Genomic DNA, 13,729 nt, shown 5'->3' with positions numbered 1-13,729 from the left:
AATGATGTAAATCAACGAGGGTTTCCCAACTCCAACCTAAACTTGCAATTCCCAACGCTAATCCAGCCATAGGGGTTGGAACTGCCGTTAGTGTTTGTTTTACCGCTCGAATCATTACAACCTCAAAACAACCCATCAGAGAATAAGCTTATATTACGCTTGCACTTTGTTTATATATATCCAATTATATGAAACATACGTTCATAAAAATTGAACGAAATATTTATCATACCAATAACGATGAAAATAAAAATGAAACCGTTCACATTAACTTTATAACCATCAAACTCACTCTATATAAAACTAAGCGGCGCTATGCACATTTCATTAAAGCAGCTCAACGTGTTTACCAGTGTTACCCAACATAAAACCTTAACCGCTGCAGCTGAGGCACTGTATTTGTCTAAAGCCGCGGTGAGCATGGCACTGGCAGAACTCGAAAAACAATTGGGTCACCCGCTATTTGATCGGGTCAATAATCGCTTGGTGCTTAATCAAGAAGGACACAAGTTATTACCACTGGCCGATGAGCTGCTTAGTAGAGCAAATAATATCAGTCAATTGTTTGATGCAGACCACGCTTTTACGGGTCAATTGAAAATAGGTGCCAGTGACACCTTAGGTAATCATGTTGTACCTGGGTTATTGAGCCAATTTAGACAGCAACATCAACATTTCTCACAAAGCGTGGTGATTTCAAATTCACGCTTAATCTGCCAAAAGCTGCTGGATTACGAGTTAGACATTGGCTTGATTGAGGGTAAAAGTCATCACCCAGAGCTCATCGCCACTCAGTTTAGCCATGATGAAATGTGTATTATCGCTGCGCCTCATTTACCCATAAGTCAGCAAGCACAATGGACGTTTAACGATTTAGAACAAAGTGAATGGATATTACGTGAAGCAGGTTCTGGCTCGAGAGAGTTTTTTTTACGTACTATTACACCGCAAATAGAGTCATGGCATGAAGTGTTTGAACTGAATACCACTGAAGCATTAATTAACAGTGTCGCCGCCGGACTTGGTTTAGGGTGTTTATCTGCTTTGGCGGCACAATATGCGATTAACGATGGCCGTGTGGCTCAGCTTGATTCTCCAATTAAGGGGAATCATATTAATATGCAACGACCGTTTTGGTTGGTGGTTCACAAAGATAAGTATCACAGCCCGCTGTTGAAAAGCTTTATTGAGTTTTGTCATCAATGGGATAATTCATAAAGCGATTCTTGGTTGAATATGGCCTTCGGCCACCAACGTCGTGGCGCTTCACCATATCTATTTTTAAACTTCGTTTGAATTAAGATCGCAAGGTTCCACCCTGCACGGGCTAATACATTATGGCCTGCGGCCACCAACGTCGTGGCGCTTCGCCCACACCAGACCAAGAGGAAATCAACGGCTATTCCCTCTTGGAACTCCCAGCCGCCCCGCAACATTTTCGCTATTTACAAAACAAGAGCTGCGAAAAGGTCGCCATGGGGATTGATCCAACTTTTAACTTCATCTGTAACCGTCTTCAGCCTTATTCGAAAATGCTAACGCTTCCGATGGTACATCCTGTACCGCGAAAGCTAGCCTGACGTCCTGTCAGGCTCACGCTATTTTCTTCAACGGCCTCAAGCTCAGAGTTGAATTTAGACATTTTCAATCAAGACTTCTAAGTAATTTATGGACATTTCCGAGTTATACCATTAATTCTAATTCGTGAGTTTCAGGTTAAATTTTCTATAGGTAACGCCCAAATAACGGACAAAAAACAGTTGGTTAAAATAAGCGACGAAGGAGCAAAAACCAACTGTTTTTTGTCCTGTTGATTTGCTTGTTAGCAAGCTTTATCACTGAAACATTTAGCAAGTGTTATCTCTAATTCAGTCAGTGCCTGCGGTATTGTACTAATACATAACTGTACTTTAGGATCATTGCCATCTAAATGCAGACGACTAAAAACTGACCTAAGATTGGAGTGAGAGTCACTACAAAGTTCATTGTAAACTGTATCGTAAAAGTCTTTTAAATCTGCCAGATCAAACTTTGCACCAATTCTAATTGTATTAAATTGATCACCAAGGTCAGCCTTTTCTTTGACGAGCTGAGCTTTGAACTCTACTAAGTCGTCAAGTTCAGCAGACTCTTTTAACCACTCTAAATGCTTGGGATCTAGATTATCTAAGACCTTTATCCATTCTTTCAACCGATTTGATTGTAACCTGTAGCTATAAGCACGATTCGAGGACAAATTGTGAAAATCAACAAAGGTTTCAGAAAATGTTCTATACAGAACAGGAATGCCTGATAGTTTCCCTGCATCATTGAGAGTAATTATTGCATCAGCTAGATCTAGCAAACTGGAAGAATATGCCAACAAAGTATATTTGTATAAGTTTTGTTTATACATCGGAATTAACCGATCCACTTCATCTTTAATATTAATAATTCGTTCTGCCGGACTCACATTACCACCTTGCTTGCTAACGCCGTTTTAAGCGGCAAATTGCTGTTGGCTAAAATAAGTGAGGCACGAACAAAAAGCCAACTGTAATTTGTCCGACTTGAAAACCCTTGTTAGTGTGAACTTGGCTCAAAACCGTAGCGCCATTCATTTAACCTACCATCTGAAGATTCAATTTTATAGATATCCATGATTTCTTCCATATAAGATAAACCACGATCCATTTCTTCAGAGTCCATTTTAGCGAATTGTTTTGCTGCAACTTTTAAAGTTGACCAAAACTCATTTTCAGTAAAACTATCAGATGGTGACTCAATGAGTTTTACCAAAGCTGAATTTATTACGTTTTCAGCTTCGATTCGAATTAATTCGTCTGGTGCTCCTGGGTAAAATAGAGCTAAGTTTGCAAGGAATTTTTTCTGTGACTTTAGTTCTCGCAGAGCCTCTTTGACTTCACTTCCATTTGATAGCATTTTAATTTCCATTTCATTGCAGCCTTGAATTAAACATAAGACTAACAGTATTCGCAAAAGCTTCATTTGTTCACACTAACGCCTCATTAAGAGGAAATTTATAGTTGGCTAAAATGTTGAACGCAGTGAAAACAGCCAACTGTAAATTTTCCTGCTTTAATGACTTGTTATATGCTCTTTTCGATCGCTGCCAGAATTCCGTTATATATATTTAATGCCTCTCCAGTTAAATCGTTTTTTACACTGGAAAGAGTGTTAAGAATTTCCTTTGAACGAGAACCTTCAAGTATTTCTTCGTCATCAAAATATACTTTCATGTGATCATACGGATCGCCCGAACGTGACATTAATAGTGTAAATCCTGAATTTTCAGTTTCCACTATAACTATATCAGGGCCAATGTCTGATGTTTCAGAATAACAGTCAACGATTCGCATAACCTTCCTTGAGCATATAACGCCGCAATAAGCGGACTAAAATGGTGGGTTATAATGTGTAGCGAAGCGAAACCCACTATTTTAGTTCCGTTTAAATGCCTTGCAAGGTGCTTTTTCTTGTTAAGTACTTTGGAATTGATGATTTAATTTCTTGTTCGGTTGCTGACTTTTTGAGGTTACATGAGGCACAAAGTATCTGTAGGTTAACTATATCGTTGCATCCACCTTTAGAGATTGGATACATGTGGTCTATATGGACGGGAGCTGCTAGCTCTGAGATCAGATCAGAACCACAGTTTGTACATTTACCTCTATCTCGAGCCCTCAAAATATTTTTAACACGCTCAGGCCAGCGTTCACGTTTTACCCACCCTTTAGGACCTGTTTCATCGTCATCACCATCAAATCCTATTTCTAAAATTAGCTTTGATGTGAAAAAGCAAAGCTGTCTATCATGGAGCATTCGGTCTGCAAATTCTGAAGCATAAGCAGTACGTAAATCAATTATGTCATTTTCGTATAATGAAAATACTTCTTTATATGATTCCCGTCTTACTGTTACATTCCCTAGACTCTATAAAATCATAGTATTCTTCTTCATTACTCTCGTACATTTCCCCAATAGATTTAACTAAACTTACTAATCCATTTAATGAATCTGATGAAGGTAATTCATGGTATTTAAGTAATTCGTAGAAATCCTCAATAAACCATACTGCATACTCTCCGTGTAGATCTTCAACATGTTCTTGAGAAAAATATTCATCAAAGAACCATAGACCTAAGTGAAATGACAATCCTTTTTCAAGTGGTTTCCTCAGTAATTGAGTAGGCTCAATTCTTCCTCGGACGTGTTGTTTTACGTGGTCAAATAAAACCATCCCTGTCCAATTTGGATCATGAAGACATTTAATGCCATAAGCATATAATTTAAGTGATATTGTCGAATATAAAACCTGCATGAATACTCCGATGCACCTAACGCCCGGTTATGAGGCGGAAAATGCTTGGCTAAAATTAGCGAAGAATGAGCGCAAGCCAAGCTTTTAGCGTCCCTTTCATAAACCGCTTGTTAGCTATTAAGATCTCGCAAAATCTCTAAGGCCATTTTTTCTACTTTTTCTAGACCCACATCAGCTTTGGACAACATATCTTTGTCAGATTTTACAGGATTTTCCCAATGTTTACCTTTGATGTGACATTTTTCAGCCAACTTTTCTAATTTTAAACGTTCCAGTAAAAAACCTAATTCAGTCCAAAGCATAGAGAGTTCGCCCTCTTTTTCTCTGTTAATTTGTCCAGTTTCTTCAACTTCTCTTAGATAAATTCCAGTTTTCCTTGAAGCTTCGACTACTTTTTGAAGAGCGTCCATTGAAGCCTTTTTACGATCATCATTAGCTCGCTTTAGGTTCGAAACCCAGCTTCCTGCGTGCTTAATCAATTCCCATAATGAAATGGTAGTGACGACTTCAATCATACTTTTCCTTTATAGCTAACAGCTTATTGAACGGCCAAATGAATTTAAAGTCGCCATTTAAGTTATTGATTAGTATCATACTACATTTGTTATTTTATTGATGTAAAGCACTTTTATTTAACTCCACTGACAAATAAAAGCGAGCTTGCACGTTAAAAGTGGACTCAATATTCGACAAAAAATAAAAACAATCTAATTTCAATACATTACAATATTCGCGATTTATTATTCATACTACTTTAGTTTACTTATTAGCCGATTCAACTTAAAAACACGCCAAAAACCATTGCAACTGTTTTTATACACTGTACACACTACATAAAGGTGGGAGACATGGCTGACACTGCATATTTATCCTACATTTCTAAGCCAGTTACAGATAAAGTTTAAAGCTGGACCATCTCCATCGAAAATTATGCGCTTGTTAATATTTTTCATCTGGAACACTCGGGGTTTCCAAAGGGGCCAAGCTTTTTCCCCTTTGGTCTGGTGTGGGTGAAGCGCCACGATGTTAGTGGCCACAGGCCATATATCCGACTCATAATAGGCAGCAACACATGAGAAAATACCTATTTTATTCAATACCGTCAGATTTAATACCACTAACTATTTGCTCAACAACCAAATTAGCCCACGCTGAATATATTGGTGCTCCTGGGTGAAACCCATCGCTGGCCATCACTTGACGCATAAACTCCAGCATAGTGATATCGGGTTGTGGGTTTTCTAATGGTAATTTAATTAATCTGAAATCTGTCGGCTGGTCAACTTGTTGATTCAACTTAATAAGTAATTGCTGTAACTGGCGGTTAAATTGATTTGCACGCTGGCCTAAACTCCAACGCAGTGGATGAGGCAATGCAGGAAATAGCCCCAAAGGAGGTAACGCTGTGACCAATATCAATTTGGGCGTGTATCGCTTTGTAATCAGCTCAAATAACGTTTTTTGTTGCAGCAACCACTTCTCGCAACTGATTGATGAGGTAATGTCATTCACCCCTAATGATGTCACGATGACGTCATAATGCGTTTGCCCGAGTATGGGATGTGCGTTATCAATCTGCTCTTGTAAGGCTTGTAAAGTGGTCGATGTAGTCGAGCCTGTTTTAGCAAACAAGCCATAACTAAACTCGAGCTGAGGACTTAATTGCTCAATAACCTGCCCTAACAATGCATGCTGTTGAAATGCAACTCCAACGCCAGCCGCCGCTGAGTCACCTAAAATTAATAAGCTCAGAGCAGGATTAGCACCAGTTTGCCCCACTCGTTCGCCTTCAGGTTCAGGCAGCCTTGGCGTAGTACGACGAACTTTAAGCCCCTGAAACACCAACAACGGGGCTAAAATGAGTGACACACCCTTATACAACATTGTTTATCCTTAATACCAATGACAATTAATCGAACCCTAATTTCGACTTACTCAACACTAGATGTTCATTAAATGCAAAATCGACTGTTAACGATTATCAGCAATAAAATTCACTACAACATCCGCTAATACTTCGCCTTTATCCTCTTGTAAAAAGTGCCCTGCAGCAACGATAGTGGTATGTTTTTGCCCTTTTGTTCCAGGAATGAGCTTTTGCATCAAGGCATCGCCGCCCGCAGTAATCGGGTCTGAATCACTAAAGGCTGTCAAAAATGGCTTTTGCCATTGGCATAATACTTTCCATGCCGCGCGGTTTTTAGCTGCAGCAGGATCGTCCGGCGTTATTGGGACTAATAACGGAAATTGGCGCGCGCCTTCTTTATAACGCTCGTCTGGAAACGGCGCATCGTATGCGGCAATAACCTCAGGCGTTAATGTCGATACACAGGCACTATTGATTAAGTTGCCCGTTGGGAATATTTCAACGTCTTGTGAAAACTGACGCCATTTTGTAAAGGCTTCACCCGGCGGATGGTCACCGGTAGGCAACATGGTGTTAGCACAGACAATTCGTGCAAAACGCTCGCTTTCTTCGGCGGCTAAACGTAAACCAATTAACCCGCCCCAATCCTGACAAACCAAGGTAATGTCGGTGAGATTAAGTTGCAGCATTAATGACTTTATCCAATCAACATGACGTTGATAGGTATAATCGAGACGTTTAGTCGGCTTATCTGAACGGCCGAAACCAATAAGATCAGGGGCAATAACACGATGACCAGCGTTAACAAGGATGGGGATCATTTTGCGATACAAAAAGCTCCAAGTCGGCTCACCATGCAATAACAATATTGGTGCGGCATCCTTAGGGCCTTCATCAAGATAATGAACTCTTAGTTCACCACCTTCAGTGTCATCAACGGTTAAGTAATGCGCTGTAAAGTGGTAGTCAGGCAAATTGGCAAAAAAACTGTCGTCGGTGCGTAAAAATTCCATATTACTGCTCTTCCTTATTATGTTTTCTATCAATATTGTCTGAGTAATTTAACCTCACGCGAACTAAACTTTATGGCTTACCTTCACTGATCCAGTGAGTGTTTACGTCACTGGATCAGTCATCAATAAAACGAACTGATATTAACTAAGATCTTTAATCGCTCGGCCTATACCATCAACTGTCAGCGGGTACATTTTGTTGTTCACTAACTGCTGAATAATGGAAATTGAGTGATGTATTGGCCATCGACTTTCTGGTTGTGGATTGAGCCAAGCGACTTTATTGAAATGTCCCAACAATCGATTAATGTATTCAATGCCGGGCTTTTCATTCCAATGCTCAACACTGCCACCTTTAGCGATAATCTCGTAAGGTCCCATGGTCGCATCGCCGACAAATATGACTTTGTAATCAGCGCCAAATGTTCTGATGACTTCTTCTAAATCAATTACTTTATCAAACCGGCGGTTATTGTCTTGCCAGACTTTGTCGTACACACAGTTATGAAAATAAAAGAATTTTAAATGTTTAAACTCGCTGTGCGCCGCAGAAAAGAGATCTTCGCATGTATGAATATAATCATCCATAGAGCCGCCGATATCGAAAAACATCAACACTTTAACGGCGTTGTGACGTTCCGGTTCCATGTGCACATCTAACATGCCGCCATTTTGTGCAGTGGAACGGATAGTCGTATTGATATCAAGCTTTTCGCTGGCGCCAGTGCGGGCAAATTTTCTCAGTTTTTTAAGCGCTAATTTAATGTTTCGAGTACCGAGTTCACGGTCTTGGTCGAAGTTTTTAAACTCGCGTTTATCCCATACTTTCACCGCACTGTTGTTTCGGTTTTTATCTTGGCCGACTCTAATCCCTTCAGGATTATAGCCATAAGCACCAAATGGCGATGTGCCGCCTGTGCCAACCCATTTATTACCGCCAGCATGACGTTTTTTCTGTTCTTCTAGACGTTCTTTTAACGCCTTCATTAATGCTTCAAGCCCACCTAAGGATTTAAGCTTGTCTTTTTCTTCTTGTGAAAGGTGCTTTTCAAACTCCTTTCTTAGCCAATCTTCAGGTAGAATTTTATCAAAAATATCAATACTTTCGATGCCTTTAAAATACTCAGCAAAGGCGTTGTCGTATTTGTCGTAGTGGATTTCATCTTTAACCATGACAATTTTCGCAAGGTTATAAAACTCTTCCACATCTGCAAACACAACCCCAGATTTTAATAACGCAATTAAGTCGAGTAGCTCACGTAAGCTACACGGTACTTTGTGCTTTTTTAGGGTCAGAAAAAAATCAATAAACACAATGCACTACCTGTTTCTGCGACTCATGAAAGCCAGCTTTTCAATTAATGAAACGTCTTGTTCATTTTTAAGCAATGCACCAAACAAAGGAATAATGTCTGATTTTTTATCGAGCAAAGTGTCTTGAGAGATATCGTCTGATATCAGTAGCTTAAGCCAGTCGATCAATTCGGATGTTGAGGGTTTTTTCTTAATCCCATTGACGTCACGTAAATCGAAAAACACTTCTAATGCTTGCTGTAACAAGTCCTGCTTAACATTAGGATGATGCACGTCGATGATCTTTGCCATTTCATCTTTGGTTGGAAACTTAATGTAGTGGAAAAAACAGCGTCTTAAAAATGCATCTGGCAGCTCTTTTTCGTTGTTAGAGGTAATGATGATAATAGGACGTTGTTTAGCCTTGATAACCTGTTGAGTTTCATACACATAAAACTCCATTTTATCGAGTTCTTGCAATAAATCGTTAGGAAACTCGATGTCGGCTTTGTCAATTTCATCAATCAATAAAATCGATCTCTGATCTTCTTCAAACGCCTGCCACAATTTACCTTTAACGATGTAGTTACCAATGTCGTGCACGCGGGCATCACCTAACTGGCTGTCGCGTAGGCGTGATACTGCATCGTATTCGTATAAGCCTTGTTGCGCCTTGGTAGTAGACTTAATGTGCCATTGATACAGTTTACAATTAAGTGACCGAGCCAGTTCTTCTGCTAACTGTGTTTTGCCCGTGCCCGGTTCGCCCTTAATTAATAACGGTTTTTCTAAGGCTATGGCCGCATTTACCGCTAAAGTAAGCTCGTTTGAGGCAATGTAGTTATCTGTACTTTTAAACATGGTCAACCTTTTCATTTATGTCACTTTGTCGTCGCAAAGCTTGTTATGTATTAGTTTGTGCAAATATTAGGCTTTAAGCCACGTTAATGGCCACTGGAGTGCCATTAAATGCTGCATTTCCCGTTAGCATATCAACTCTAGCCGCATCCGTTAAATCATTAATGCTCACACCAGGTTGGGCAGAAGCCACCGACATATTGGTGCCTTGCTGATTATGGCCCCACCCTTGCGGCATACTCACAACACCTTGTTGAATATCGTCGGTAATTGTCACTTCGATTTTGATTTCGCCAACGGCAGAACTGACTGACACGATTTGCCCCTGTGTTATCCCAAGCTGTTTAGCATCTTCAGAATGCACTTCTAAAGTACACGGATTTTTACCCTTAGTTAACCGCTCAGAGTTCTGTGTCCAAGTATTATGACTTTTCACTAATCGGCGACCAATTAAATCAAATGGATATGTGTTATCACGAGCTGCTTGAATCATCACGGCATTCAAGCGTGGTAAGTCATCAACATACACTTGCGGGAATAAATTAACCTTACCATTTTCGGTTTTAATGCGTTGTTCGATACAGGGCATTAATGGGCCAAGGTCAATACCATGCGGATTGTCGATTAACGCTTGCAAGCTGATGCCTTGTTCGCCATACGGGCCCTTTTTAAGTTCCATATCCAGTATCATTTCTGGGGTAACGTTTTGCATTGGATCATCGGCAGGCAGGTTTAGCATTCTGGCTGATATCTCTTTTAATATTTGCCAATCACTGCGTTGGTCAGGCTCTTTTTCAAATAATGGTGCTGAGTACTTCACCGTGTTGCGCACCGAAAATGAATTAAAGAAAATATCGAAGTGGGAGTTCTCTACTCCTGTGGTGCCCGGTAAAATAATGTCTGCGTATTTAGTGGTTTCATTTAAATAGATATCAACCGACACCATGTATTCAAGGCCTGCAAAAGCTTGTGCCAATTTATGTCCACTGGGGGCCGACAACACAGGATTGCCCGCGACTGTGATGAGGCTTTTAATTTGCCCTTCACCCTCGGTTTGTATTTCTTCTGCTAAGGTTGCTACCGGAAACTCGCCATTAAAGAATGGCAATTGACGGACACGAGTTTGATGTTGACCAAATGAGCTTTTATGACCACGTTTATGATTGCGTAATAAATCAAACGCAGGTTGTGGAAACATCGCCCCACCGGCACGGTCAAAATTGCCGGTAATAATATTGAGCACATTGGTGAGCCATAAACATAAGCCGCCAAATGATTGAGTTGACGCGCCCATGCGGCTATAACACACCGCAGAGTCTGCAGCTGCCATGTCATTAGCCAACGTGCGAATACTCACAGCATCAATACCGACAAATTCTTCTATGGCTTCTGGCGAATAGGCCTTGGCAAGATTGGCTACCTCATCAAGCCCTTCAACCATATCGTCTAAATGACGTAAATTAACTTTATCTTTGGCAAACACACAGTGAATTAATGCCAGTAACAACAGTGCATCTTTTTCAGGTCGAATAAATAAATGCTGATCGGCAATTTTAGCGGTGCGGGTTTTACGTGGGTCTACTACAACAATTTTTCCGCCGCGTTTTTGAATCGCTTTCATTCGCCCTATCACATTGGGCGCTGTCATCATGCTGCCGTTTGATACCACCGGATTCGCGCCTATGATCAACATAAAGTCAGTTCTATCAATATCCGGAACCGGAATTAGCATACCTGCACCAAACATAAAGTTAGACGCTACGTGATGGGGTAATTGATCGGCTGAAGCTGAGCTAAACCGATTGACCGTGCCTAGTGACTTCATAAAAGGTTTAAGCACTAACGCATTGCCTAAGCTGTGGGCGTTAGGGTTACCTAAATACACCGCTAATGCATTTTTACCATGTTGCTGTTGAATACTTTTGAACTTGTCGGTAATTTCGTTAAATGCGTCATCCCAACTAATGGCTTGCCAGCCAGATTCAATACGCTTAATTGGTGTTTTTAAGCGATCTTTGTCGGTATAAAAATCTTCCAGCGCCAACGCCTTAGGACAGTTATAGCCTTGGCTGAAGGGATCGAGTTGATCGCCTTTGATCGACAAAATTTGCTTGTCTTGATAGCTGATTTCCAAGCCACACATGGCTTCACAAATATTGCAATTTCTATAATGGGTTTTAATTTCGCTCATATATATCGCCTGACTTGGAAAATGAATGTTGAATGCAACTGAACTGCTAGCGATAACTCAGCTAATAATGCACCTAATAACACAATGCTGACTGTGCTATTAGGTTTATTTGGCGAGGTTATGTGGTGGCTAAGTTCAGTTATGCCCCATTAATAAATAAGGCATATCGATTGCTGATGGCCATAACACTTACAGTTTGACGATTAACTTGCCTTTGTTTTTACCGGTAAAAAACAAATTCAAGCCAGTCATTGCAGACTCAAGTCCATTTAATACGTGGGCACGATGCTTAATTTGCCCTTTCATGACATAAGGGGTTAATTTTTCGAGTAATGCAGGCACATCACCGAAATGATCTGGCATGGTGAAACCTTGGATAATCAAGCGCTTTTTAATCACTTGGATCCAATTCGGGCCTAAATCAGGAACCGCTTTCGGGTAATCTGCAATCATGCCGCACACCACAATACGTCCATGGGCATTCATTCTGGCAAACACATGATGTTGAATTGGGCCGCCGGTATTTTCAAAATACACATCAACACCATCTGGGGTTAACTCGGCAAGCTTTGCTGCAATATCATCGGTTTTATAATTAACTGCGCCGTCAAAACCAAGCTCGTTTACTATCCAATCTGCTTTTTCGTCGCTGCCGACAACGCCAATTACTCTTAGGCCATCCGCTTTAGCAAGTTGACCGACAATAGAGCCAACTGAACCTGCCGCGCCAGAAACCACAATAGTTTCACCTTTTTGTGGTTTACCTACGTTGAAAAGACCTTGTGTTGCAGTTAAGCCCGGTAAGGCGAATACCGATAAAATAGCTTCGTCTGGTAATGGCGCAGTGACTTTATTTAACCCTGCACCATTACTTAAAAAGTATTCTTGCCAGCCCATCATGCCCATTACGCGGTCGCCCACTTTAAAATCAGGGTGATTGCTTTCAACAATTTCACCAATGCCTGAGCTGCGCATCACATCACCTAATTCAACAGGTGGAATATAGCTTTCGGTATCTGGGCTCATCCAACCAAACATGGCTGGATCCAGTGACATATGATTCTGTTTTACCAAAAATTGCCCTTGTGCCACTTTCGGCATGTCTTTTTGGACCACTTCGAATAATTCAGGACCGACTGGGCCACCGGTTGGACGGGCGATTAAGTTAATTGCTTTGTATGTGGTCATGTTCAAATCCTTTTTTTAATGAGTTAACGTCAACACAGTGATGACGACTTTTTAATTGATACTCAAAATGAAACCTTGTTGTCTTTAAGCGAGTAACGGCTCAATACTTTTAATGCTGTGTATATTCTGCTGTTGATAAAAACCTTTAAAATGTTCAGCTAACTTTTCACTTTCAACAAATACCTGTTGCCAATACTGTAAGCGCTGCGCCGGTTTCATTTCGACAAAATCGCTACGGTCTGGAATTTTATTAAACGGCAGTGATGCAACAAACTCAGCAGATGGACATAAAAGCACGGTTTTGTCGTAGTGTTGTACACGTGCTTTACGAGACAGGTTTTTATCAAACCAACCAGGCTTTAATGTAGAACTGAAATGTGGATACAGAGTTAACCCTTCATTTTGAATATTAAAATCAAAATGATAGTCAATAATCCCGCCATCGCGGTACATGCCTTGTGGGCAGTCGGCGATGTCTTTTATGCCTTGCATAACTATAGGAATCGAGCCAGACGCCAATAGCGCTGCTTTGATATTACGCTGGCTTAATGCCATAGACGTTGTGGCGATATTGTCAGGATCATAAATGCTTAAATCGCTTTGGCCATGTTGAAAGATGTAGCGTTCGTACTGACTGTTAAGCAGTGGCCTGCTGATGGTATTTCTAATAAAACTATTAAATAAGCCAGCCCCTTGCTTGATTTTATTTTCTGATGCGACCAATCCATTGCATTTAGCCACAATAAAATGGGCTTTAAAGACTGAGTTATTAATTATTTCATCTGCACCAGTGTCACCAAATAACTCATCTAGTAACTCAACTGCTTTGGCTGTTATTTCATCTGGTTGTGGTTTAGTGTCATTAGAATAAACAGTTTCACTGTAATTTTTGGCTAAACGTTCTATCGCCGCAACCGGGTCATTTTGGGCAAAGCACGCGGCGCGAAAAGCGCCAGCACTTGATCCAATTAGGTTTAAAGGTTGTTGTCTGCCTTTAA

The 13,729-nt window shown here is 40.6% G+C and carries 14 protein-coding genes; 1 reads left to right on the top strand and 13 read right to left on the bottom strand.

The annotated features are described in order from the left end of the window. Positions 1-315: 315 nt before the first annotated feature. On the top strand, positions 316-1,218 hold the full coding sequence (locus tag CXF78_RS04235; protein ID WP_102036075.1) for a LysR substrate-binding domain-containing protein: 903 nt from the start codon (positions 316-318) through the stop codon (positions 1,216-1,218). Between the two features lie 604 nt (positions 1,219-1,822). On the opposite strand, the gene CXF78_RS04225 is transcribed toward CXF78_RS04235, so the two are convergent. The 13 genes from CXF78_RS04225 to CXF78_RS04160 all read right to left on the bottom strand — a co-directional run. After that, positions 1,823-2,452: a DUF5677 domain-containing protein gene (locus CXF78_RS04225; RefSeq protein WP_102036073.1), complete on the bottom strand. Its 630-nt coding sequence runs from the start codon at positions 2,450-2,452 to the stop codon at positions 1,823-1,825. A gap of 110 nt (positions 2,453-2,562) precedes the next feature. Continuing rightward, positions 2,563-2,934, bottom strand: a complete 372-nt coding sequence (locus CXF78_RS04220) for a DUF4844 domain-containing protein (protein WP_243756229.1) — start codon at positions 2,932-2,934, stop codon at positions 2,563-2,565. A gap of 155 nt (positions 2,935-3,089) precedes the next feature. Next, positions 3,090-3,359 (bottom strand): hypothetical protein, encoded by a 270-nt coding sequence (locus tag CXF78_RS04215; RefSeq protein ID WP_101033035.1) that lies wholly within the window; start codon positions 3,357-3,359, stop codon positions 3,090-3,092. Between the two features lie 91 nt (positions 3,360-3,450). Then, positions 3,451-3,822 (bottom strand): HNH endonuclease, encoded by a 372-nt coding sequence (locus tag CXF78_RS04210; protein ID WP_102036071.1) that lies wholly within the window; start codon positions 3,820-3,822, stop codon positions 3,451-3,453. Between the two features lie 73 nt (positions 3,823-3,895). After that, complete coding sequence (locus CXF78_RS04205) at positions 3,896-4,321, bottom strand: hypothetical protein (protein ID WP_102036070.1); 426 nt, start codon at positions 4,319-4,321, stop codon at positions 3,896-3,898. Positions 4,322-4,431: 110 nt separating this feature from the next. Then, the gene (locus tag CXF78_RS04200) at positions 4,432-4,836 is read right to left on the bottom strand and encodes a hypothetical protein (protein WP_102036069.1); all 405 of its coding nucleotides are present in this window, start codon (positions 4,834-4,836) and stop codon (positions 4,432-4,434) included. 574 nt (positions 4,837-5,410) lie between these two features. After that, entirely contained in the window at positions 5,411-6,205 is a 795-nt protein-coding gene (locus tag CXF78_RS04190) for an SGNH/GDSL hydrolase family protein (RefSeq protein ID WP_102036067.1), read from the bottom strand. 87 nt (positions 6,206-6,292) lie between these two features. Next, positions 6,293-7,201, bottom strand: coding sequence for a haloalkane dehalogenase (locus CXF78_RS04185; RefSeq protein ID WP_102036066.1), 909 nt, complete (start codon positions 7,199-7,201; stop codon positions 6,293-6,295). 141 nt (positions 7,202-7,342) lie between these two features. Next, complete coding sequence (locus tag CXF78_RS04180; RefSeq protein ID WP_102036065.1) at positions 7,343-8,515, bottom strand: vWA domain-containing protein; 1,173 nt, start codon at positions 8,513-8,515, stop codon at positions 7,343-7,345. Between the two features lie 6 nt (positions 8,516-8,521). Further along, on the bottom strand, positions 8,522-9,355 hold the full coding sequence (locus CXF78_RS04175) for an AAA family ATPase (RefSeq protein WP_011637514.1): 834 nt from the start codon (positions 9,353-9,355) through the stop codon (positions 8,522-8,524). Between the two features lie 73 nt (positions 9,356-9,428). Further along, complete coding sequence (locus CXF78_RS04170) at positions 9,429-11,543, bottom strand: molybdopterin-dependent oxidoreductase (RefSeq protein WP_102036064.1); 2,115 nt, start codon at positions 11,541-11,543, stop codon at positions 9,429-9,431. A gap of 189 nt (positions 11,544-11,732) precedes the next feature. Next, the gene (locus CXF78_RS04165; protein ID WP_102036063.1) at positions 11,733-12,731 is read right to left on the bottom strand and encodes an NADP-dependent oxidoreductase; all 999 of its coding nucleotides are present in this window, start codon (positions 12,729-12,731) and stop codon (positions 11,733-11,735) included. 84 nt (positions 12,732-12,815) lie between these two features. Continuing rightward, positions 12,816-13,729: patatin-like phospholipase family protein (locus CXF78_RS04160; protein ID WP_102036062.1), on the bottom strand; the 914-nt coding region annotated here is incomplete at its 5' end.

It is taken from the genome of Shewanella sp. 11B5, assembly GCF_002836795.1.
GTDB lineage: Bacteria > Pseudomonadota > Gammaproteobacteria > Enterobacterales > Shewanellaceae > Shewanella > Shewanella frigidimarina.
The sequence above is the reverse complement of the archived record's forward strand: the minus strand, read 5'-3'. Positions and strand labels throughout refer to the sequence as shown.

Coding starts and splice junctions, on each gene's coding strand:
- CXF78_RS04235 (WP_102036075.1), top strand. CDS start 316: ATGCACATTTCATTAAAGCAGCTCAACGTGTTTACCAGTGTTACCCAA.
- CXF78_RS04220 (WP_243756229.1), bottom strand. CDS start 2,934: ATGGAAATTAAAATGCTATCAAATGGAAGTGAAGTCAAAGAGGCTCTG.
- CXF78_RS04215 (WP_101033035.1), bottom strand. CDS start 3,359: ATGCGAATCGTTGACTGTTATTCTGAAACATCAGACATTGGCCCTGAT.
- CXF78_RS04210 (WP_102036071.1), bottom strand. CDS start 3,822: ATGCTCCATGATAGACAGCTTTGCTTTTTCACATCAAAGCTAATTTTA.
- CXF78_RS04205 (WP_102036070.1), bottom strand. CDS start 4,321: ATGCAGGTTTTATATTCGACAATATCACTTAAATTATATGCTTATGGC.
- CXF78_RS04200 (WP_102036069.1), bottom strand. CDS start 4,836: ATGATTGAAGTCGTCACTACCATTTCATTATGGGAATTGATTAAGCAC.
- CXF78_RS04190 (WP_102036067.1), bottom strand. CDS start 6,205: ATGTTGTATAAGGGTGTGTCACTCATTTTAGCCCCGTTGTTGGTGTTT.
- CXF78_RS04185 (WP_102036066.1), bottom strand. CDS start 7,201: ATGGAATTTTTACGCACCGACGACAGTTTTTTTGCCAATTTGCCTGAC.
- CXF78_RS04175 (WP_011637514.1), bottom strand. CDS start 9,355: ATGTTTAAAAGTACAGATAACTACATTGCCTCAAACGAGCTTACTTTA.
- CXF78_RS04170 (WP_102036064.1), bottom strand. CDS start 11,543: ATGAGCGAAATTAAAACCCATTATAGAAATTGCAATATTTGTGAAGCC.
- CXF78_RS04165 (WP_102036063.1), bottom strand. CDS start 12,731: ATGACCACATACAAAGCAATTAACTTAATCGCCCGTCCAACCGGTGGC.